Annotated in this window: 18 protein-coding genes and 2 pseudogenes; 10 read left to right on the forward strand and 10 right to left on the reverse strand. The window is 43.5% G+C overall.

Annotated features, from left to right (window positions below):
* Window positions 1-87 precede the first annotated feature (87 nt).
* Complete coding sequence (locus tag CCZ37_RS14215) at window positions 88-1443, forward strand: diguanylate cyclase (RefSeq protein ID WP_094501072.1); 1356 nt, start codon at window positions 88-90, stop codon at window positions 1441-1443.
* Between the two features lie 278 nt (window positions 1444-1721).
* Here CCZ37_RS14215 and CCZ37_RS14220 read toward each other — a convergent pair whose 3' ends face one another.
* The gene (locus tag CCZ37_RS14220; RefSeq protein WP_094501074.1) at window positions 1722-3239 is read right to left on the reverse strand and encodes a DUF3612 domain-containing protein; all 1518 of its coding nucleotides are present in this window, start codon (window positions 3237-3239) and stop codon (window positions 1722-1724) included.
* A gap of 161 nt (window positions 3240-3400) precedes the next feature.
* Between CCZ37_RS14220 and CCZ37_RS14225 the strand changes: the two genes are divergently transcribed.
* The gene (locus CCZ37_RS14225; protein WP_094501076.1) at window positions 3401-3979 is read left to right on the forward strand and encodes an aldolase/citrate lyase/malate synthase family protein; all 579 of its coding nucleotides are present in this window, start codon (window positions 3401-3403) and stop codon (window positions 3977-3979) included.
* 113 nt (window positions 3980-4092) lie between these two features.
* Here the strand turns inward: CCZ37_RS14225 and CCZ37_RS14230 are convergent, their stop codons facing one another.
* Window positions 4093-5109 carry a GGDEF domain-containing protein gene (locus CCZ37_RS14230; RefSeq protein WP_094501078.1) on the reverse strand — a complete coding sequence of 339 codons (1017 nt, stop codon included), beginning with the start codon at window positions 5107-5109 and terminating at the stop codon, window positions 4093-4095.
* A gap of 229 nt (window positions 5110-5338) precedes the next feature.
* Here CCZ37_RS14230 and CCZ37_RS14235 point away from each other — a divergent pair, with 229 nt between their 5' ends.
* Window positions 5339-5734: an MmcQ/YjbR family DNA-binding protein gene (locus CCZ37_RS14235; RefSeq protein ID WP_029627299.1), complete on the forward strand. Its 396-nt coding sequence runs from the start codon at window positions 5339-5341 to the stop codon at window positions 5732-5734.
* Window positions 5735-5743: 9 nt separating this feature from the next.
* On the opposite strand, the gene CCZ37_RS14240 is transcribed toward CCZ37_RS14235, so the two are convergent.
* Window positions 5744-6649, reverse strand: a complete 906-nt coding sequence (locus CCZ37_RS14240; RefSeq protein ID WP_094501080.1) for a chemotaxis protein — start codon at window positions 6647-6649, stop codon at window positions 5744-5746.
* 185 nt (window positions 6650-6834) lie between these two features.
* Between CCZ37_RS14240 and ppiC the strand changes: the two genes are divergently transcribed.
* The gene (gene ppiC, locus CCZ37_RS14245) at window positions 6835-7113 is read left to right on the forward strand and encodes a peptidylprolyl isomerase PpiC (protein ID WP_010320741.1); all 279 of its coding nucleotides are present in this window, start codon (window positions 6835-6837) and stop codon (window positions 7111-7113) included.
* 311 nt (window positions 7114-7424) lie between these two features.
* Entirely contained in the window at window positions 7425-8096 is a 672-nt protein-coding gene (locus CCZ37_RS14250; protein WP_094501082.1) for a LuxR C-terminal-related transcriptional regulator, read from the forward strand.
* Window positions 8097-8166: 70 nt separating this feature from the next.
* Here CCZ37_RS14250 and malK read toward each other — a convergent pair whose 3' ends face one another.
* Complete coding sequence (malK, locus tag CCZ37_RS14255) at window positions 8167-9285, reverse strand: maltose/maltodextrin ABC transporter ATP-binding protein MalK (protein WP_017045996.1); 1119 nt, start codon at window positions 9283-9285, stop codon at window positions 8167-8169.
* A 657-nt stretch (window positions 9286-9942) separates the two neighbouring features.
* On the opposite strand from malK, the gene malE reads away from it, so the two are divergent.
* From malE to malG, 3 genes are all read left to right on the forward strand, one after another.
* A complete protein-coding gene (gene malE / locus CCZ37_RS14265; RefSeq protein WP_094501084.1) occupies window positions 9943-11124 on the forward strand; it encodes a maltose/maltodextrin ABC transporter substrate-binding protein MalE in 1182 nt (393 codons plus the stop codon).
* Between the two features lie 76 nt (window positions 11125-11200).
* A complete protein-coding gene (gene malF / locus CCZ37_RS14270) occupies window positions 11201-12775 on the forward strand; it encodes a maltose ABC transporter permease MalF (RefSeq protein ID WP_010317574.1) in 1575 nt (524 codons plus the stop codon).
* Between the two features lie 12 nt (window positions 12776-12787).
* Window positions 12788-13678: a maltose ABC transporter permease MalG gene (gene malG / locus CCZ37_RS14275; RefSeq protein ID WP_010317575.1), complete on the forward strand. Its 891-nt coding sequence runs from the start codon at window positions 12788-12790 to the stop codon at window positions 13676-13678.
* 320 nt (window positions 13679-13998) lie between these two features.
* On the opposite strand, the gene CCZ37_RS14280 is transcribed toward malG, so the two are convergent.
* The 3 genes and pseudogenes from CCZ37_RS14280 to CCZ37_RS19220 form a co-directional block, all read right to left on the reverse strand.
* Window positions 13999-14244 carry a hypothetical protein gene (locus CCZ37_RS14280; protein ID WP_010317577.1) on the reverse strand — a complete coding sequence of 82 codons (246 nt, stop codon included), beginning with the start codon at window positions 14242-14244 and terminating at the stop codon, window positions 13999-14001.
* A 93-nt stretch (window positions 14245-14337) separates the two neighbouring features.
* Window positions 14338-14658: pseudogene (locus CCZ37_RS19215) on the reverse strand (acyl-CoA thioesterase); the annotation flags it as partial.
* Window positions 14649-15024 (reverse strand): annotated as a pseudogene (locus CCZ37_RS19220) (DMT family transporter); the annotation flags it as partial. The pseudogenes CCZ37_RS19215 and CCZ37_RS19220, both read right to left, overlap by 10 nt.
* Window positions 15025-15123: 99 nt before the next feature.
* On the opposite strand from CCZ37_RS19220, the gene CCZ37_RS14290 reads away from it, so the two are divergent.
* Complete coding sequence (locus CCZ37_RS14290; protein ID WP_010317585.1) at window positions 15124-15912, forward strand: AraC family transcriptional regulator; 789 nt, start codon at window positions 15124-15126, stop codon at window positions 15910-15912.
* A 131-nt stretch (window positions 15913-16043) separates the two neighbouring features.
* Here CCZ37_RS14290 and CCZ37_RS14295 read toward each other — a convergent pair whose 3' ends face one another.
* A complete protein-coding gene (locus CCZ37_RS14295; protein ID WP_094501088.1) occupies window positions 16044-16955 on the reverse strand; it encodes a M14 family metallopeptidase in 912 nt (303 codons plus the stop codon).
* Window positions 16956-17210: 255 nt separating this feature from the next.
* The gene (locus CCZ37_RS19065; protein ID WP_162097683.1) at window positions 17211-17462 is read right to left on the reverse strand and encodes a hypothetical protein; all 252 of its coding nucleotides are present in this window, start codon (window positions 17460-17462) and stop codon (window positions 17211-17213) included.
* Between CCZ37_RS19065 and rlmC the strand changes: the two genes are divergently transcribed.
* The gene (rlmC, locus tag CCZ37_RS14305) at window positions 17415-18563 is read left to right on the forward strand and encodes a 23S rRNA (uracil(747)-C(5))-methyltransferase RlmC (RefSeq protein ID WP_167372440.1); all 1149 of its coding nucleotides are present in this window, start codon (window positions 17415-17417) and stop codon (window positions 18561-18563) included. The genes CCZ37_RS19065 and rlmC overlap by 48 nt on opposite strands.
* Window positions 18564-18630: 67 nt before the next feature.
* Here the strand turns inward: rlmC and pyrC are convergent, their stop codons facing one another.
* Window positions 18631-19659: a dihydroorotase gene (pyrC, locus tag CCZ37_RS14310; RefSeq protein WP_010317588.1), complete on the reverse strand. Its 1029-nt coding sequence runs from the start codon at window positions 19657-19659 to the stop codon at window positions 18631-18633.
* Between the last annotated feature and the right edge of the window lie 4 nt (window positions 19660-19663).

Genomic DNA, 19663 nt, shown 5'->3' on the forward strand with positions numbered 1-19663 from the left:
ATCTTAAGTAAGAAGCACTATTCTAAATAGAGCAAGTGAAACCATACATATGTAGTCATCGCTACAGGCTAAGTAAGGGGGAGTTGCATGAGACATATCTCAGGCAAACAGTGGTCTGTCAATTTGCTTCTCGTTGCCTTCATCATTTTTTGCGGAGGGTTGATCGAAATCATCAATTTCAATCAACGAAGTTTTATCCGAGATAATCTTCAAACTAGAGCAAAAGAAGAGCTTTCGATTATTCGAGCTCAGTTAGAAGCGGCCATTTTGTCAGATATCTATGTAGCAAATGGATTAACCAGTTTAATTGCGATTAACGCCCACTCTCAATTTGAAGATTGGGAAAAAATTGCCGCTAATATTTTACGTGAAGGTAAACACCTACGCGTTATTGGGCTTGCGCCTGGTGATGTGATTCGTTACATCTACCCATTAGCTGGGAATCATCAAGCGATAGGCCTCGACTATCGCACCATTCCTGAACAATGGAATGCCATTGTAAAAGCGAGAGAGATCCAAGAAATCTTCATCGCAGGTCCAGTGGACCTAATCCAAGGTGGCAGAGGCCTTTTGGCACGTATTCCTATATTCACTGACCCACCGAATAATCAGCAATATTGGGGAGTGTGTGGTGTGGTCATTGATTTGGACTCCCTGTTGCTTGCTACCGGAGTTGAACATTTCACTCACCGCTTTAATTTGGCGATACGTGGAGTAGACAGTAGAGGCTCGGAGGGCGAAGTGTTTTTTGGCGAGCACGAGGTGTTTGTGAAAGCCTTTGCAAAGGAGAGTATTCATTTTCCTTATGGTGGCTGGGAAATTGCCGTTGCTCAGAAAAGCGATATTTTAGGTCAAGTACCTTGGTATCAAGTTCATATTGTACGGTTGGTGGGTTATCCAATCTTAGTCTTGTTAGTCGCAGCGTTTATTACAATTTATCGCTTGTACTCTATTGCCAATCAAAGAGCACTTCATGATGAATTAACCCAGCTTCCTAACCGTCGGTACTTCATGTATACGCTTGAGCGATATTTTGAACAAGCGATTAAAATGGAGCAATCGGCTGGTTTTGTGATCCTTAACATTGATATTGATAAGTTCAAATCGATTAATGACACCTATGGTCATGCGGCCGGTGACAAGGTGTTGATTGCTTGTGCGGAGCGAGTGAAAAGCGTATTGCGTTCTTCGGATGTAGTTGCACGCATTGGCGGTGATGAGTTTTTGGTCTTGCTGTCGCGAGTATCGAGTAACGATGATATTGAGCGGATCAGTCTCAAAATAAAAAGTGCGTTATGCAATACACCAGTCATTTATGAGCAGCACTTGATTAACCTCCATGTCAGTATAGGTGCAGCTGTATTCAGCCCAGAATTTGATAATGTGGATGACATGTTGAAACTGGCTGATGAGCGGATGTATCAAGAAAAGAGGCAGCAGTAGTGCTAAATTGTTTATTCAGGTTTGCATTTTGAAATTTAATTGCAAAATGCAAATTTATTATGCGACAGGTTGTAATGAAACCGCTCATAAAGTAGACAGATATGGCGTTTTTTGGCAGTTTTAAAGTTGGCATGGATTCTGCTATATACTAATCGACCCTTCTAAGCCGAGGGTCACCTAGCCAACTGACGTTGTTAGTGAACCTTATTTTTGTTCACACTTATTAATAGCCAATCATATTTTTTGTGATTGGCTTTTTTTTATTTTTATGCTCAGCACTAGCCAGCACATTTCTCATAGCAGCTTGGCTTTCTTGGGCAAACAGCACCGCGTGAGCAGATTAAACGCGCATTATTTTCAATTCCACGTTCAATCCAATTAATATTGAGAATTTTAGCAATAGTGGTAAGATCTTTTTTGATGTGTCTTGGAATAAGAGAGCTTCCGCCGTTACTGACGCATAACGCTTTGAGCTCCTCAGCAATAGAGTGAGCATTCCCTCCTTGGGCATTGATGGCTGGATTCAAATCTATTCCAGCGCATAGCACTCGATTATTGCCCGCTGGATCGATCATATTGACGGATTCACAGCAATATATTCTCGGTTCATCACCTACATTCAAAATCGAAATTTGCGCAGAGCTTCCACTTTGCGGTTCTGAAAGGCGTCTAAATACGGCCCAATGTTGGCAAGGGTCATTCACTTTACGCATATTCCCCCATGGTAGAGGGATCCCATTGCCACGATAAACCGCTTTTAGTTTGCCTTCACCATAAGCATCGAAATAATGCCAATGCGGATAGGGTGATACGACCGTCATGCGCCTCATCGCAACAGAAGGAGAAACTCCTGCTTTCAAATGTACATCGATTTCGTAGCCGTTGCGATCAAGAAGTTGCCGATAAGGCACTTTGGGGCACAGCAGTGCGCCTGCAAAAAAACTCGATTCAAAATCTCGCCATGCTTGAAGGATATCTTGGGAGTTGAGTTCACAGGTGGCGGTGGTATCAGAAGTCTCTTCCCAACTATTTGTGTGACCGACCGTTAAAACGCTTTTTAGCCCTTCTTTGCTATGCAGAATATTGTGGCCAATATACACCGCGAGGTCGTACTTTAGGCGAGTTGGATACTCACGGAGAATTTCATTGAGGTAGATCGTGCATGGTGGTTCAAAAAAAGAGGTAATTAGTTGTTTGGCGCTAACACCGAGCTCATCAACAACATCTTGCGGGGTTCTCGTTACCCATCGGATAGCCAAACCAAGGCTTTTGGCTATGTCGATAAGATCTTCAACAGCTAAGTTTAAGCGTTTTAAACCCACTTCTTCTGCTGCCCGCTCAAGATCTGGAAAATGATTTTGTAAACTTTCTTGGTGGGCGCGAATTAATAAGTGAGCAAACTGTTTGCCAGTAATCCCAGTTTGCGAAAGCATCTCTGGGATCGCGATTTGTAAAATGTCATTTGAGAATAAAAAGCTAGGCTCAAGAGCCATACCGCTGATCCCACCTCTGTTACCCTTGTCAGGAGTGATATCCGTTTGACCTGGTTCATCATCTAAAAACCAAGCGGGATCTTTTTGGAATACTTGGGCAATAACCTCCAACATATCAATACTAGGCACCCGTTTTCCACGCTCAATCATCGAAAGGTATGAAACGGAGGGGGCATATTCTGGGTTAATGCGAATACAGCGTGCCGATAAGTCTTCCATCGTTAGGTGATTACGTTTTCTTAAGTTTCTGACTTTTGTCCCTAAGAAATGTGACTGACGAACTAAGCTTTTTGATAAGGCCATTTTGTAAAATTCACACTGTAAAATTTTTGTTGTGAAATTGTAGTAAAAAATTGGTTAATCTACCAAGTAAGCAAGGTCACAAATTTGCACAAAGGTTAAACGCAAGTTTGGAATAATTGCTCTAGAACACAAAATATTGAGTTACCTATAAGGAAAAGACGATGAATATGCTGACATTCGATAAAACAGAAATCCAAAAACTAGATAAACCCTTTATCGCTGAAGCCGTCTTCGCCGTCGAGACGATCAGCGCTAATCAACAAAATGAAAAGCAGAGTAGAGCAAAGCAACTACTCGATAGATTGTTCCCTTTGGCGACGGGCTCTCATCAAGATGTGACCAGTTATGTGATCGATTACCGCCATGTGTTGGCTTATTTTAAGGATGGGCGTCATAGTGGTTTGAAGCATCCAAAACATTTTGTTGCCTTCAATGGTGAAAAGGCGTCGCCATGTTCTATCTTGTTCCGTGATGGAAGTGGTAGCCATGTCGAAGTGGTATTAGGCTGTACTAAGGGGACTGGGCGCGTTGAGCTGGTAGAGATTAATGACATTCAGTTGGAAACTTGTACCACATTTACCCAATCTGTGGAAGAAACGCCCAGCGCCGCAATGCGCCATTGGATCAGCTTAGTCAAAGGTGATGAAAAGGGTAAACCTCAAGCTTGTAGTGAAGATAAGGAGTACACCGCAAAAGATGGCGAAGACTATTACTTAAACTACAGTTTTAACCTTTCTTAGGTTGATAGATATTGGGATTAAATGGGGCGTGGTGCCCCTTTTACTTTTCTATCCATAAATCGAGGTTTATGGAAATTGTTGTTGCTTTTTAGCTACCCATAAGGTTGAAGCGATTAAAGCGGCATAACACGGTTGCGGCCTAACTGTTTTGCCTCATAGAGCAGTTTATCGGTTCTTTCTATCAAAGATTCGGGTGTATCACCTAATTGTAATTCTGTCACACCAAAAGAGGCGGTAATATTACCAACTTGGTTTCCTGAACGGCGATCTTTCACGCTCATTTTTTCTATCGAACGACGCAGTGATTCTGCAAACTGTCTGGCAATGCGCAGTGTTTTATTTGGAACAATTAAAACGAACTCTTCACCGCCAAATCGGTAGGCAGTAATGCCATCTCGACAGCTACTTTGAAGCTTTTTAGCGATCCCTTTGATAACAGTGTCACCAAATAAGTGGCCGTAGTTGTCATTAAAAGATTTGAAGTGATCAATATCTAATAAAATCAGGCTCATAGGTTGCTGTGCGCTCATCAAGGTAAAGAGATCATCATTGAATGAACGGCGATTATATAAACCGGACAATCCATCAAATAGCGCTTCCTTTTGTACCTCGGCAAGCTGTTCTTTCAGTCGATGAATTTCTTTACTGGCACTATTGAGTTGACCATTTAAAAACTGAGTTGAATGGCGAATATCTCGCGATTCAGTGACCAATTGGCGAACCACTTTCATCACCTCTTCGATCGATAAATCATCGTTTTCGACTCGTTCTAATTCACTAAAACTTTTATCAATCACTCTGGCAAATTCGCTGGTATCGGTTAGGGTATCTGACATTGAACTTGCGACTTCATTGACTAACACTTCAATATTGTTGCGTAGCGTGCTTAAACTGGTTTCAGAGCGCGATGCGACATAGTTGCTATAGAGTTGAGAGCTTGCCGCGGGAGGACAAAGACCAAAGTTTTCTAATACAGAATCGAGTTCTTGATTAAGCTGAGGTATGGCATTGTCGACGTAGGTATACCAAAGTGCATAGTTAGCAGGTGTCGCCGCCACATGATTTTTCATCATCAACGGTACTGCTTTTTTTAAGTTGGCTGTAGATCTCTTAAAGTCGTCGCTAGTCATTATCGTAAAATTAATAGGCAGTCACAGATATTCATACCGCTAAGATTAGCGGATATCCCAAAGTTATGCGCTAAAAAAATGCAACTAAAGTTTGAAGTTGAATTTTTATTTACGGTAAACAACCGATTCTTGATGTTGATCAAACACAATAGACAGACATGGTAGGAGGGTTATATATTGAATCCTTGAATGATTAAAATAAGTTGGTTACTGAATCAAGGAGTAATAGATGAAGATGCATGATATTGAATCGTTTTTGGATATTTTCCCTCAGGTAGAAAGTAGTTATCCGTTTGGTCCTGACGCGTTTGTTTTCAAAATTCGCGGTAAAATGTTTGCCTATACTTTTCAGTCGAGAGAAGAGTCTCAGTCGAGAGAAGAGCCGTTTGTAACATTGAAGTGCACTCCTGAAGATGGTGAAGTTCTGACCAGTGCCTTTTCCGCTATTCGCCCTGGTTATCATATGAATAAAAAGCACTGGATCTCCGTTAAGCTAAACGGAGATGTTGACCAGATGATGTTAGAGGAATTGTGTGGGCGCTCTTATCAGCTTGTGGTGAGTAAATTGAAAAAATCAGATAGAGAAGCGCTTCAGGCTCTATTTGTGCAAGCCAAACTTGATTAAGCGGTATCCTTAATGTTGTTCTAGTTTTTTTGCGCCACGCAGCATCGCTTCTATCAATTCCGTAGCGTTAAATTTTTCCAAAGCTTCGTGGGCTCCGACTTGGTGAGCTCTATCCAAACAGATCTCACTGGAAAGCGAGGTGTGAAGAATACAATAGGCATGGCTCAGCATTGGATCATTTTGGACCTCAAAGGCAAGTTCATACCCATCGAGCCCCGGCATTTCAATATCACTGACTAGCAAATCGATCGCATGTTGATGTTGAGCGTCTTGACGCATCAGCTCAATTGCATCAAGCCCATTTTTACAGATTTGGTAAGGGATGTTAATACTGTCTAAGGCATCCGACAATTGTTTACGTGCAATAGATGAATCATCTACCAGTAAAATACGCAGTGCTTTTAGTCGCTCACGTTCAATATCAGTCAGCATCGGGATCTTAGTTGATTCATACTGTGGATAAATTTTTGAAAGTAATAATTCGACATCAAGTAACTGCACAATCTGTTTTTGATAGCGGGTTATGCCAGTGACAAAAACGTCTTTTCCCGCGACTGCCGGTGAAGACTCGATTGATCGCCAGTCACACTCAATAATTTTCTCAATGCTACGCACCATAAACGCAACTACAGTTCGCAGGCAGTCCGTCACGATTAAATAGCATTGTTTATATTCACTAGGTTGAATTGCTCTAAAGCCAATGGCCGCAGCCATATCAATAACAGGTACCGTCAAGTTACGGATAGTAATGGTTCCGATCACATGGTGATGAGAATAAGGAATTTGTGTCATTGGCATGTAAGGGACAATCTCTCGTACTTTCAGAGTCCCGATAGCAAAAAGCTGTTTTTGAGTGTTCAATGTGAACATCAACATGCCTTGGGATTGGTTTGCCTTACTGGGGGTTTTAGCCATAACACCTTACTCAACGTCGTTTCTTATGCCTAATACTAAACGATCTCTTACTGACGGCAATGCGTTAAATGCAAATAAACACTATAACTGTATGTTTATTGACCTTTTGCACTCTTAGATTGGGACTGGACTCTTGAAAAGCATCCGTTACACTATTTGTAGTAGCAAATTTATTGAGAAAAATGATGGCAAGAACGGCAGCGGCTCTTCACATTTTAGTGAAGCATAAAGAACAAGCTGAAGATATTATCGTTCAGTTAAAAAAGGGAGCGAAATTTCAAACATTAGCCAGAAAATATTCTACCTGCCCTTCTGGTAAAAAAGGGGGCGATCTGGGTGAGTTTCGTCAGGGGCAGATGGTACCTCAGTTTGATAAAGTCTGTTTCACCGGTGAGGTATTGACACCCCATCTGGTGAAAACCAAGTTTGGCTGGCATATCGTGAAAGTATTATATCGTACCTAGCCGATTTCGTTTACTCGTCGAGGCTGTTTTAAAGCGATAATTTAAGTGAATCGTCGTTGTGCACGTTTTGTGTATGAGTGCTTACTTTCAATTCTTTATCTTAATTTCTTCTATTACATTTCACAGAATGCCTCACTATAAATAAAACCGTCATTTGTTCTCACAAATAAGAATTGGCAATAACTTTATGAATTAAATGGGTTTATTCTACAGGTTTTTTATTAAAATGGGTTCGGGTTATTTTGAGATATTGACTTATAGTCGCTTAACGTTAGTTTTAGCAAGTGAGCGGTATGATCTAGGAGTTTAAAATGAGTGAAGAAAAAAAAATTAATGTTCGATTGCTTTCTGATGTTTGTATGCAGTCTCGCTTACTTAAAGATTCGCTAGAGTCAAAGTTGCCGATTAGTATTGATATCTCTCCGCTTTGCGATACGTGGATGAATGATAACAGTCTATCATCCTATAAAATTCAATTGGTTATCATCGACTATGCTCGCGTTGATGAAAATAATTTTGCTGATTACTCAGCATTTAAACGCTTATCCTGCCCTGATGCAAAAGAAGTGCTTATAAATTGTCCGCTAGAGATTGAACCTAAAATGCTCTTTAAATGGCAGAGCCTAGTAGGTGTATTTTATACTAATGACCAGCTTGAATCTTTAGTTAAGGGCATGGAAAAAGTGCTCGATGATGAAATGTGGTTTAATCGTAAACTGGCTCAGGAATATATACAGCATTATCGTGCAGGTAATTCATCTATTACCTCTCAAGCCTATACTAAATTAACAAAAAGAGAACAGCAAATAATTAAGTTACTTGGGTGTGGTTCATCTAATATGCAAATTGCAGATGAGTTGTTTGTAAGTGAAAATACAGTAAAAACACATTTACATAATGTATTTAAAAAGATAAATGCTAAGAATAGACTTCAGGCATTATTATGGGCAAAAGATAATATTGGTATTGAAGAGTTTAATTAAATTTCATTTACTTTTAAATAAGACAGCCCCTATCACAGGGGCTGTCTTATTTTCTTAATTGAATTTCTCTTTATTCTGCTTCGATGCCTTTTTCTTTGTAAAGGCGGCGGCATGCGCGTCCGTCGCTGTGGAATAGGTGGCAGCGATGTCCTGGAATACCAATTGTCAGTGTATCACCCGTTTCAACGCCCAAGGTATCAGGCTGGCGGTAAATTACATCAGAATCAGAGCCTTTTAAGTTCATGTAAACTTGAGTTTCATTGCCGAGTTTCTCAACCATCATCACCTTGCCTTCAATTTTTGCATCACCATCTTCAGCGCTCAGTAAGTGCTCTGGACGCACACCTAATGACATACGCTCGCCGCGAGTGATCGTGGTGCCATCGACCAAAATCCAAAATGAGGTTCCATTAGAGAGTTGAACTTTCACACGTTCGGCTTCAACATCTTCGATGAATACGCTCATGAAGTTCATTTTAGGAGAGCCGATGAAACCTGCGACGAAACGGTTTTCTGGGTAATGATACAACTCAAGTGGTTTACCTACTTGTGATACGAACCCGGCATCTAAGACCACGATTTTGTCAGCCATTGTCATTGCTTCGACTTGGTCATGGGTAACGTAAATCATAGTACAGCCTAATTTGCGTTGCAGTTTGGTTATCTCTGAACGCATCTGTACGCGCAGCGCTGCATCTAGGTTAGACAGTGGCTCATCAAGCAAAAAGACATTCGGTTGTGAGACTAAAGTACGCCCAATCGCGACACGCTGACGTTGGCCACCTGAAAGAGACTTAGGTTGACGTTCAAGCAAATGGCTGAGCTGGAGAATATCGGCGGCGTGCTCAACACGTTGCTCGATCTCCTTTTTATCGGCTTTGGCCAACTTTAGGCCAAAAGACATGTTGTCGAAAAGATTAAGGTGCGGGTAGAGCGCATAGGATTGAAATACCATGCCTACGCCACGTTTAGAGGGTTCAACATCATTCATTCGCTTGTCGCCAATAAACAAGTCACCCGAGGTGATATCTTCTAGGCCTGCGATGCAACGCAGTAGGGTGGATTTCCCACAACCTGACGGGCCGACAAAGACGACAAATTCGCCTTCTTGAATTTCTAAGTCGACATTTTTAGAAATTAATACATCACCGTATGCTTTACATACATTTTTTAACGTGACACTCGCCATAGAGCTCGTCCTCGATCAATATTTTTTATAAATCACTGCCCATCATTATATGAGTTTTCTTGCAGGCAATGACAGCAGGAATTGGGTAAGGTGGTTAATAACGTAAGAAAAAGGGTGATGTCTTCAAATTAAGGGAATCTGAAGAAAGCATCACCCATCCATGCCAATGATTTAGTTTACTTCCCCTGCACATTGAGCGTCTCCCCCGTTATAAAATCAATTACCACGAACGCTCATTTATGACAGCAAACCAATCTAGCGATGTAAGCCAGTAAACGATGAGTTACTGGAAAGGGCTCTTACTATCCACTCTGGGATGACTGTATTTTGTGTTGTGTTTGTGTTTGACACATCCTCCTAATTGAGTTTTTTATAGGGGGGAGTAGCGATGGATGTGATGGAGGAGGGGTGTAAGGGCTGAGTTAGATCCAGTTCAAATAATTAATGTCTGTTAAGAGGAAGCATGTCACAAAAAGGTATTTTTTTGTGATTGAGCTCTCTAACCTTGAGCGATGATGATCACGAAAATAGTCCATAATATCGAGGGCGTAGGGCGTAGGAGGATGAGTCAAGTCAGGTTTTCTCTGATGATATATGACGAAATACGGCGAAACCTCTTGGTAAGCCCTACAACACAAAAATAAAAAGGATATGAACATGAAAAACGCCCTAAGCACAGTCGCGCTAAGTACTCTAGTTGCTCTTGGTTCGTTTGGTGCACATGCTGCTATTGAAGAAGGACAACTCACCATTTGGATTAATGGTGATAAAGGCTATAACGGTTTGGCTGAAGTGGGTAAGAAATTTGAGGCGGACACGGGTATCAAAGTGACCGTGGCTCACCCTGACGCACTTCAAGATAAATTCCCACAAACCGCAGCAACGGGTGATGGACCTGATATTGTGTTCTGGGCTCATGACCGTTTTGGTGGTTATGCAGAAGCTGGCTTGCTGGCTGAAATTAAACCTTCAAAAGCGATTCAAGAGGGTATCGTGGATTTTGCCTGGGATGCGGTGAAATACAACGGTAAAATCATCGGCTACCCAGTCGCGGTAGAATCCTTGTCGCTCATCTATAACAAAGATCTTGTGCCAAACCCACCGAAAAGCTGGGAAGAAGTGGAAGCGTTGAACGCCAAACTGAAGAAAGAGGGCAAAACGGCCATCATGTGGAACTTGAAAGAACCGTATTTCACATGGCCTCTTATGGCGGCTGATAGCGGCTACGCATTCAAATACACGATTGATGGTTATGATGTGAAAGATGCGGGTATCGCGAATAAAGGCGTAAAAGATGCGATGAATTTCGTGAAAGGTTTGGTGGACAAAGGCGTGATCTCTCCGGATATGGATTACTCTGTTTCTGAAGCGGCGTTTAACCAGGGCAAAACGGCAATGACGATCAACGGTCCGTGGGCTTGGGGCAACATTGAAAAATCAGGTATTAATTACGGAGTGACGACATTACCGAAATTTAACGGGCAATCTTCCAAGCCGTTTGTAGGCGTATTGACGGCAGGTATCAGCACTGCTTCTCCAAATAAAGATCTTGCGATTGAGTTTATCGAAAACTACTTACTCACCAATGATGGTCTGCGCATGGTCAATAATGACAAACCTCTTGGCGCGGTGGCTCTTAACTCTTTCCAACGCGAGCTTGATGCAGATACACGCATCGCCGCGACAATGGATAACGCAATGAATGGCGAAATTATGCCGAATATCCCTCAGATGAATGCATTTTGGGGCAGCGCGAAAAGTGCAATTATCAATATTGTAGATGGCCGCCAAACTGTCGATGCCGCACTGGCTGATGCAGAAAAACAAATGACTAAATAATTCGGTTTTGGTCAAGCCCTTAAGGAGAGGGTAACCTCTCCTTCATTTTACGTTTATATCGCTAGCAGGTTCTTCTATGCAGTCAGTTCAAGGTACAGATGCTTTGTCAGCACCCGAAACGGCACTTCCTTCCAGTAAAAATGTGCTCATTAAATGGGCATTATTAGGTACGGTTGGTATCGTTAACGGTTACGCCACTATTCTTATGTATTCTCGCGGTGAGCTCGCCTTTGCGCTGCTTACTCTCATTCTTACCGCTCTGGCCCTTTATATTTTCGGCAGTAAACATACTTACGCACACCGCTATATTTATCCGGGTATCGCGGGAATGATCTTATTCATCCTCTTTCCTTTGGCCTACACCGTTGGTCTGGCTTTTACTAACTACAGTGCTAAAAACCAACTCTCTTTAGAACGTGCACAAACCGTACTGTTGGATCGAACTTATCAGGGCGGGGAAAGCTATCCTTTCACTCTATACAAAACGGAAAGTGGCTATCGAATTGCAATCGAAGATGGGGAGCAGACGCTCGCTACCGACGTATTTTCCTTAAATGGCTTATCGGTGACCGATATGGATCTTCAACCTATTGAGGGTATTGAGGGCACCAAAGAGCCGATTAAAACCATTATTAATCACCGTGCTACGTTGAGCTCAATTGATCTGCATTTCCCTAGTGGTGAAGATGTACGCATGAGTGGCTTACGCAAGTTTGCCGCCGTATCGCCGCTGTACACCATGCAAGATGATGGCGAAACGCTGGTCAATAATCAAACGGGTGAAATGCTACGGCCGAATATGGATGTTGGCTTTTATCAACCAGTGGACGAAAGTGGTCAGTTTATCGGTGCGACAGTATCGCCTGGTTTTGTGGTGAAAATTGGTACACATAATTTTGAGCGTGTATGGAAAGATGACGGTATTAAAGAGCCTTTCATCAATATCTTTATCTGGACGGTCGTTTTCTCAACCTTAACCGTGATTTTCACTCTTATGATAGGGTTAGTGTTGGCTAGTGTTGTGCAATGGGAAGAGCTTAAAGGTCGCGCCGTTTACCGAGTGCTATTAATCCTGCCTTATGCTGTTCCTGCCTTTATTTCTATTTTGATCTTCAAAGGCTTGTTCAACCAAAGCTTTGGTGAGATCAATATGGTACTCAACAGTATTTTTGGCATTAGTCCTAGCTGGTTCTCAGACCCCTTTCTCGCTAAAAGTATGGTGTTGATCGTCAATACTTGGCTTGGTTTTCCTTACATGATGATTTTGTGTATGGGTCTTTTGAAAGCGATTCCAGAGGATTTATATGAAGCATCGGCGATTGATGGTGCAGGTTTTTTACACAACTTCACCCGTATCACCTTGCCGCTAATGATCAAACCAATGACTCCGCTACTTATCGCGAGCTTTGCATTTAACTTCAACAACTTTGTGATGATTCAGCTTCTGACACAAGGTGGCCCAAATATGATTGGCACCTCAGAGCCTGCCGGTTACACCGATTTACTCGTAAGCTATACCTATCGTATTGCGTTTGAAGGAGCTGGTGGTCAAGACTTCGGTTTGGCTAGTGCCATCGCAACTTTGATCTTCCTACTGGTCGGTGGTTTAGCGCTACTCAACTTACGTTTCACTAAGCTGTCACAGAATTAAGGAGTAATCGTTATGGCGATGGTACAAGGTCAATCTCTCAAATATCGCTTATGGGCGACTCATGTTGCTCTGTGGGCATTTTTATCGCTGATCATTTTTCCACTATTGATGGTCATTGCGATTTCATTTCGTGAAGGGAACTTTGCCACGGGCAGCTTGATCCCAGATAACCCATCTTTAGAACACTGGAAATTGGCATTAGGTTTTGCTGTCACTAACGCTGATGGCTCTGTTACACCGCCGCCATTTCCGGTTCTGACTTGGTTATGGAATTCAGTGAAAGTAGCAGGCATTACTTCAGTGCTCATTGTGGCACTATCGACAACGTCTGCTTATGCCTTTGCGCGCATGCGTTTTAAAGGTAAAGACACCATCCTAAAAGCGATGATGATTTTTCAAATGTTCCCAGCGGTACTGGCACTGGTTGCGATGTATGCGCTGTTTGACAAGTTAGGTCAATACATCCCATTTTTGGGCTTAAATACGCATGGTGGTTTGATTTTCTCTTACTTAGGCGGTATCGCACTGCACGTATGGACGATCAAAGGCTATTTTGAAACGATAGATAACTCATTAGAAGAAGCGGCTGCTTTAGATGGCGCTACACCATGGCAAGCCTTTAGACTGGTGCTGCTACCACTCTCTGTGCCGATTCTTGCGGTTGTGTTTATTCTCTCGTTTATTGGGGTGGTTGGTGAAGTACCAGTGGCATCTTTGCTACTTTCTGATGTAAACTCATATACATTAGCGGTGGGTATGCAGCAGTATCTTTATCCTCAGAACTATTTGTGGGGAGATTTTGCAGCAGCAGCAGTGTTGTCTGCTTTACCTATCACTGTCGTATTTTTGCTTGCACAGCGCTGGTTAGTCGGAGGACTTACGGCTGGCGGTGTGAAAGGATAATAACGATAGGGCGACCGTGAGGTCGCCCATATTGTATTAGCTTAACGTATTTGGTTTGGCCGCCGATCAGTTAAGTAATATGCAAATCTGGCGTTACGCATAGCTGGCTGTTAGCTTTATTTCCTTACTATCCAACAAACTAACAGTTTTTGTAACCAAGACCCGAGCTTTGCTTGGGTTTTTTTATATCTGTATTAAAGGGTGCTATTGGTAACGCGCATGCATTATATGATGAATTGAATGTCTCAAAAGTGAAATGATGTTTGGATGCGACTCACATCTGAAATCTTTGTGTAACGTCGTAAAGGAAGGCTAAAAAGTTAGAACTCACGGCTAGAAGGGGCGCAGCCTAAGTATTGTAAAAGGACATACAAGCTCTCTTGCTGCAGCGCAACGCGGCGAAACAGATCCGCAAAGGTGTCATCTCCACCAAAACAGGCGCGGATATAGTGGTTAATTTCTTGGGGTTGGTAACCTTCAACGTAAAGCGTTCGGACCCAGTGATACTCAATTGACTTTGGGTCGACTAACGTCGATTCACTCAAGGTAATCTCTTTGAGAGTCAAAGTCTTTTCCTACCATCGATGCAAAATGTCAGAGAGCTCGATTTAAGCAGATAAAGATGAAGAAAAAATGACAACTGAGCGCATCATGGGTGGTTATTTTAAGTACTTAACGTGAGCTTCCATCTCTTCCCCTATCTCTTTACGCATGTTCATTAAGCGTATCGCTGATTGGCGTAGGGCAATATCTTCTGCCGTTTGTGGTACCCATTCTGGGATGGGGGTTGGCTTGCCTTGCTCATCGACAGCCACCATGATGACAATACAATGGGTAGTCAGTTGGTTTTTCAACTCTTTTGGATCGCTTGCCTGTACATCAATGGCGATATGCATTGAGCTTGTTCCGGTATAAATGACTTTTGCGCTGACTTCAACAAGGTTCCCTACGTGAATCGGTGCGACAAAGCGGATCCCCCCAACGATGCTCAAAGCCGAAATACGCTTGCGGAGCAGGGGAACACTAATGAATACACTGAGCAGTGGTACCAGCGAAGTGATTAACGACATATTTGATGCGGTAGTCGTTAGCCCTGCGTAATAACCAAGAGACTGATTGAGTACCATGCCTAACATCGCCAAAAAAGCCAGTTTAGTTAAATAAGGTTTGATGGTTGGCCATTGACGAAGAACAGTAGGTAAGCAAAAAGGTGTCAGCAATAACATTGCGGTAAACCAGCGATAAAAACTCATCGCACTGGGTTCAATGGTTTCTGCGGCGAGCTTGTTGATGATAGAGTTGCCACCCCAAATCAGAACCGTGAACAGTGGGAGAAGATATACCATGTGAGCCTCGTCGCAAATTGTGCTTTGGAGTATAGTGTGGCAGGTCTCTATAATTACATATATCTCCAAAACGACATTGCGAGCGATAGGAAGACAAGTTTGAAAAAAGCGACCAGAAATCTTCACCCTTCATTATCGATTGATAGTGCACCATCAGATGTTTTTATGAATTTCGACGCGTTTTTATCAAACACAGAAACGCGAACGCACAGTCATGCATGGGGTCAAGTACAGTTAATTTCCGGCGGGATTTTGGAAATGGAAGCGCAAGAAACGCGATTTCTTGCACCGCCTCATCTAGCGATTTGGGTTCCTGCGGGGGTGAAACACTGCAGCTATAATCGTAAGCCAATTGAATATTGTTCGCTCAATATTGATCGGGCTCTCACCCATGGTTTTCCCAAGCACACCAGTTTGATAAAAGTGACGCCCATCGTTTCTGCCATCATTGAGGATTTTCGGGCGCGTGAAATCAGTGTGGCTCAAAACGCGCAAGATAAACGTCTAGTACAAGTATTGCTCGATCAATTGGCAACTCAGGAAACGCAGCATCATTTTTTGCCTTCCACTAATCACAAATATTTAGCCCCGATTTTAGCGGCGGTAGAAGAAAACCCGACCGATGATACGACATTGGCTTTGTGGGCTGAAAAAGTACATACCACAGAGCGAACATTAGCGCGTCATTGCCAAACGGAACTAGGGATGAGTTTTACCGAATGGCGATTAAGAGTACGCTATCTCTATTCCATGGATTTACTGCGCACAGGGCATTCAGTGAAAGAGGTAGCATTAACTCTTGGCTACAACCAAGCCAGTCCTTTTATTACCATGTTTAAAAAATACTCCGGCCAAACGCCGGAACAGTATAAAAATCGCTTGTTATAATATTGCTTAAGCGTATGTAGGCACTTCGTCCTGATCAAACTATAAAGAAGTGCCTTAGACTTAATTTGGTAATTTTTACAACGCCTATTACTCATGAATCCATGACATAGGTGGTTCGGTACTTTATCGTTTTAGCGGCACACGTAGTCCAAAGCACCAACAATGGCGGCGACTTGTGCGTCATTACACTCTTGCGCTGTGACTTTTGGGCTATCTGGGTACACTTCGGTGGTGGTGCCAAAGTAGCAATTTGTGATGCCACCGCATAACCCTAATGCTTTCATTGAGTAATTAATTACTCCCTCTTGAGTGATGGGAGAGCCGATGATCTCGCCTTTACTATCGGCTGGTGCAATGTGCGTGACTTTGCGTACCGATTCAATAATGGCTGCTTGGAATTCTGGCTGCGGATTTTCCGTATCGCCGACAGTATAAAACCCATCGGGAATTGTATCGGCTTCATATCCAATGCCATCGCGCGCTGCGAGTGCAGGGCGAAACTCGCTTTCATCACTGTCTGTAGTTTCATGTAAATCAATATGCACCAACACGTCACCTAAGCTTGTGACCCAGCGCATTAAGCTTGCCGACTCTTCGGCTGGGCTATTGGCGTAAAATGAGCGATTAGGGTCAAGCGCTGATGGGTTCCAACGATTGATCGTTTCATAGCCCCAAGGGCTTACGCACGGGGCAACGGCAATGTTGAAATGAGATTGATACTGCTGTGCTTGAGTCGCTAAAAACTGCAACGCGCCGTGCACTCCGCTGGTTTCGTAACCGTGTACACCACCTGTGATCAACACCGTTGGTTTGTCAGGGTTCCATGAGCGACTTTTTAAGGCAAATAGTGGGTAGCGATCTTTGTTTATTGATAATGCACCGTATTGCTCTACCTCAAAATCCGTTGCCAAAGCGTTAATCTTCGGCACGACTTCTTGCTGATATTCTCGTTTAATCGTCGTTTGTGCGAGCCACGCTTCGCGTTCGGTTTGCGTCCATTTTTGTCCGGGAGTACCTATAGGGTAATAGTGAGAGTGCTGCATGACATTCCTTCAAATCTCGGTGTAATGGACCGAAAGCTTAATGCGCAGATTAACCTGATGCAACACTCTTACCTTGATACAAGAGCATATATACCCTTCCTACTTGAAGCCGCAGCGGTGTTGGCTACGTTCGTTCACCCCAATCACATAGTTTGCCTATGCTCATGGGGACTCACTCACTTGCCGCCTACCTGCAACTCCAAGTTGTTTGGGTATAGCTAGCAATAGAGAGATGAAACTTTTCATTACACTTGTTTATTGCTTGCTATGGTTGGTGTTACAGTTTTGCTCTTCAAAATAGCGAATGGGGAAAATGATGGCAGGGGCAAGCTTATTAACATTGCTAGATGATATTGAAACCGTCGCATTAATTTTTTCTATGGTGAAGATAACCATATTGAATGGTGATTTGCCCGCAGACGAATAGACTAGCGCTTTTCGTTTTTGGCAGTTCCCATTATGCAGTGTGCGTTTTTTGATCAACAGCTGTGCCGTTCTTGTACTCATTGCGCGGTTTCTTATTCAGAGCAGGTGAAGCGCAAAGATTTGGCACTAAAAGCGCTGTTTTCAACGCAGATGCCACAGCAGTGGCTAGAACCTGTCATAAGTGAAGAGACGGGTTTTCGTAACAAAGCGAAAATGGTGGCTCTTGGCGCGGCCCATGCACCGATTTTGGGTGTTGAATCTATGGTTGATGGGCAATCAACGCCCGTGTCCTTGGTGCAATGTGGCCTCTACCCACAAGAGACACAAACGCTATTAACTTATCTACAAGATTGGATCCGCAGCTCGGGCATTCCCCCCTATAATAAAACCAAGAAGAAAGGCGAACTCAAATACATATTGCTCACACGCAGCGAATATTCAGGTGAGTTTATGCTGCGTTTCGTACTGAGAAGCCGCGAAGCTTTAGGCCGAGTTGAGCAAAACCTCGCGCGGCTTCAGGCGCAGTTTCCAACCATTCGCGTCGTCTCAGTTAACCTTCAACCCATCCACATGGCGCGCCTAGAAGGTGAAGAAGAGATTTTTTTAACCGAGAGTGAGTATTTGATTGAGCAGTTTAATCAGGTGCCTATGGTTATCCGCCCGAAAAGTTTTTTCCAAACCAACCCGCATGTAGCTAAGCAGTTGTACGCGGCGGCGCGTGATTGGGTGAGAGAGATAAACCCAAGCTATATGTGGGATCTGTTTTGTGGCGTGGGCGGTTTTGCCCTACATTGTGCCAGTTCAACTACGGCAGTCACAGGCATTGAAATTGAACCAGAAGCGATTGCCAGTGCTAAACGCTCTGCCAAGACGATGGGCATTACCAATTTAGATTTTGCTGCGCTGGATTCTGCCCAATTCTCACAGGCTCAATCAATCGCGCCTGAGCTGGTGCTAGTCAACCCTCCGCGTCGTGGTTTAGGAGCTGAATTAGTTGAGCGATTGGTGGCTTTATCACCCAAACACATCATTTACTCAAGCTGTAACCCGCAAACGCTAATCACTGATATACAAGGTATGGTGGGCTACTTACCCAAAAAACTGCAATGGTTTGATATGTTTCCACATACCGATCATAGCGAAGTGATGGTGCTGTTAGAGCGTCAGCCTAAGTCGAGATAAGCGCTGTGTGGTGAAAAAATGATAAAGAGAGGGAAGCCGCGGCTTCCCTTTTTGATGCATTAATGGGCTATTTTACTGCCCACGCGACCGTTTCGCCGGCGCGGATCGGCACCACAATATCTGAGCCAAATGGCATACTTTCAGCAACTAGCCACTCTTCTTTGACCAAAGTAACGGTGTCGTTATTACGGGGTAGGCCGTAAAAATCAGGGCCATTGTGACTGGCAAACGCTTCAAGGTTGCCAATTTTACCAACTTGCTCAAACACCTCTGCGTATAACTCCAAGGCTGCGTGCGCTGTGTACGATCCAGCGCAGCCGCAAGCGGCTTCTTTTTTGCCTTTGGCATGAGGCGCAGAATCAGTACCCAAGAAAAATTTCTTATTGCCCGATGTCGCTGCCTGAATCAGCGCAAGCTGGTGGGTGTTGCGCTTAAGGATTGGCAAACAGTAAAAATGAGGGCGAATACCACCAGCGAGCATGTGATTGCGGTTATAAAGTAGATGGTGCGCCGTGATCGTTGCCGCTACATTCTGGTTCGCATTTTTTACAAACTCGGCAGCATCGGCGGTGGTGATGTGTTCTAACACTATTTTCAGATTTGGGAAATCATTAACAATAGGAGCAAGCACGGTATCGAGGAAGGCTTTTTCTCGGTCAAAAATATCCACATCGTGAGCGGTTACTTCGCCATGAATCAGCAGCAGCATGCCAACCTCTTGCATTGCTTCCAATACAGGGTAAATATTTTGAGCGCAGGTTACGCCAGAATCTGAATTGGTGGTCGCCCCAGCCGGATAAAGTTTGGCTGCCACGACAGTGCCAGAAGCTTTGGCTTTGCGGATCTCATCAGGTGTCGTGTTATCGGTGAGATAAAGCGCCATGAGTGGCTTGAAAGAATCACGTGGTTTTTGCGCCATGATGCGCTGTTGGTACGCTAATGCTAATTCTGTGGTGGTGATCGGCGGGACCGTATTGGGCATGATCAGTGCGCGGCCGTTGTAGCGACTGATGTCTCGTACTGTATCGGCCAGCACATCACCATCACGTAAGTGAACATGCCAGTCGTCTGGACGAGTAATCGTTAATGTTTTCATTGGT

This window comes from Vibrio qinghaiensis, assembly GCF_002257545.1.
GTDB lineage: Bacteria > Pseudomonadota > Gammaproteobacteria > Enterobacterales > Vibrionaceae > Vibrio > Vibrio ordalii.

Bases quoted from the DNA above. Each gene is read 5' to 3' on its own strand.
- CCZ37_RS14220 (WP_094501074.1), bottom strand. From the start codon at position 3,239: ATGGCCTTATCAAAAAGCTTAGTTCGTCAGTCACATTTCTTAGGGACA.
- malG (WP_010317575.1), top strand. From the start codon at position 12,788: ATGGCGATGGTACAAGGTCAATCTCTCAAATATCGCTTATGGGCGACT.
- CCZ37_RS19065 (WP_162097683.1), bottom strand. From the start codon at position 17,462: ATGAGTACAAGAACGGCACAGCTGTTGATCAAAAAACGCACACTGCAT.
- rlmC (WP_167372440.1), top strand. From the start codon at position 17,415: ATGCAGTGTGCGTTTTTTGATCAACAGCTGTGCCGTTCTTGTACTCAT.
- CCZ37_RS14250 (WP_094501082.1), top strand. From the start codon at position 7,425: ATGAGTGAAGAAAAAAAAATTAATGTTCGATTGCTTTCTGATGTTTGT.
- ppiC (WP_010320741.1), top strand. From the start codon at position 6,835: ATGGCAAGAACGGCAGCGGCTCTTCACATTTTAGTGAAGCATAAAGAA.
- CCZ37_RS14235 (WP_029627299.1), top strand. From the start codon at position 5,339: ATGAAGATGCATGATATTGAATCGTTTTTGGATATTTTCCCTCAGGTA.
- malF (WP_010317574.1), top strand. From the start codon at position 11,201: ATGCAGTCAGTTCAAGGTACAGATGCTTTGTCAGCACCCGAAACGGCA.
- pyrC (WP_010317588.1), bottom strand. From the start codon at position 19,659: ATGAAAACATTAACGATTACTCGTCCAGACGACTGGCATGTTCACTTA.
- CCZ37_RS14225 (WP_094501076.1), top strand. From the start codon at position 3,401: ATGAATATGCTGACATTCGATAAAACAGAAATCCAAAAACTAGATAAA.
- CCZ37_RS14295 (WP_094501088.1), bottom strand. From the start codon at position 16,955: ATGCAGCACTCTCACTATTACCCTATAGGTACTCCCGGACAAAAATGG.
- malE (WP_094501084.1), top strand. From the start codon at position 9,943: ATGAAAAACGCCCTAAGCACAGTCGCGCTAAGTACTCTAGTTGCTCTT.
- CCZ37_RS14240 (WP_094501080.1), bottom strand. From the start codon at position 6,649: ATGGCTAAAACCCCCAGTAAGGCAAACCAATCCCAAGGCATGTTGATG.
- CCZ37_RS14215 (WP_094501072.1), top strand. From the start codon at position 88: ATGAGACATATCTCAGGCAAACAGTGGTCTGTCAATTTGCTTCTCGTT.
- CCZ37_RS14230 (WP_094501078.1), bottom strand. From the start codon at position 5,109: ATGACTAGCGACGACTTTAAGAGATCTACAGCCAACTTAAAAAAAGCA.
- malK (WP_017045996.1), bottom strand. From the start codon at position 9,285: ATGGCGAGTGTCACGTTAAAAAATGTATGTAAAGCATACGGTGATGTA.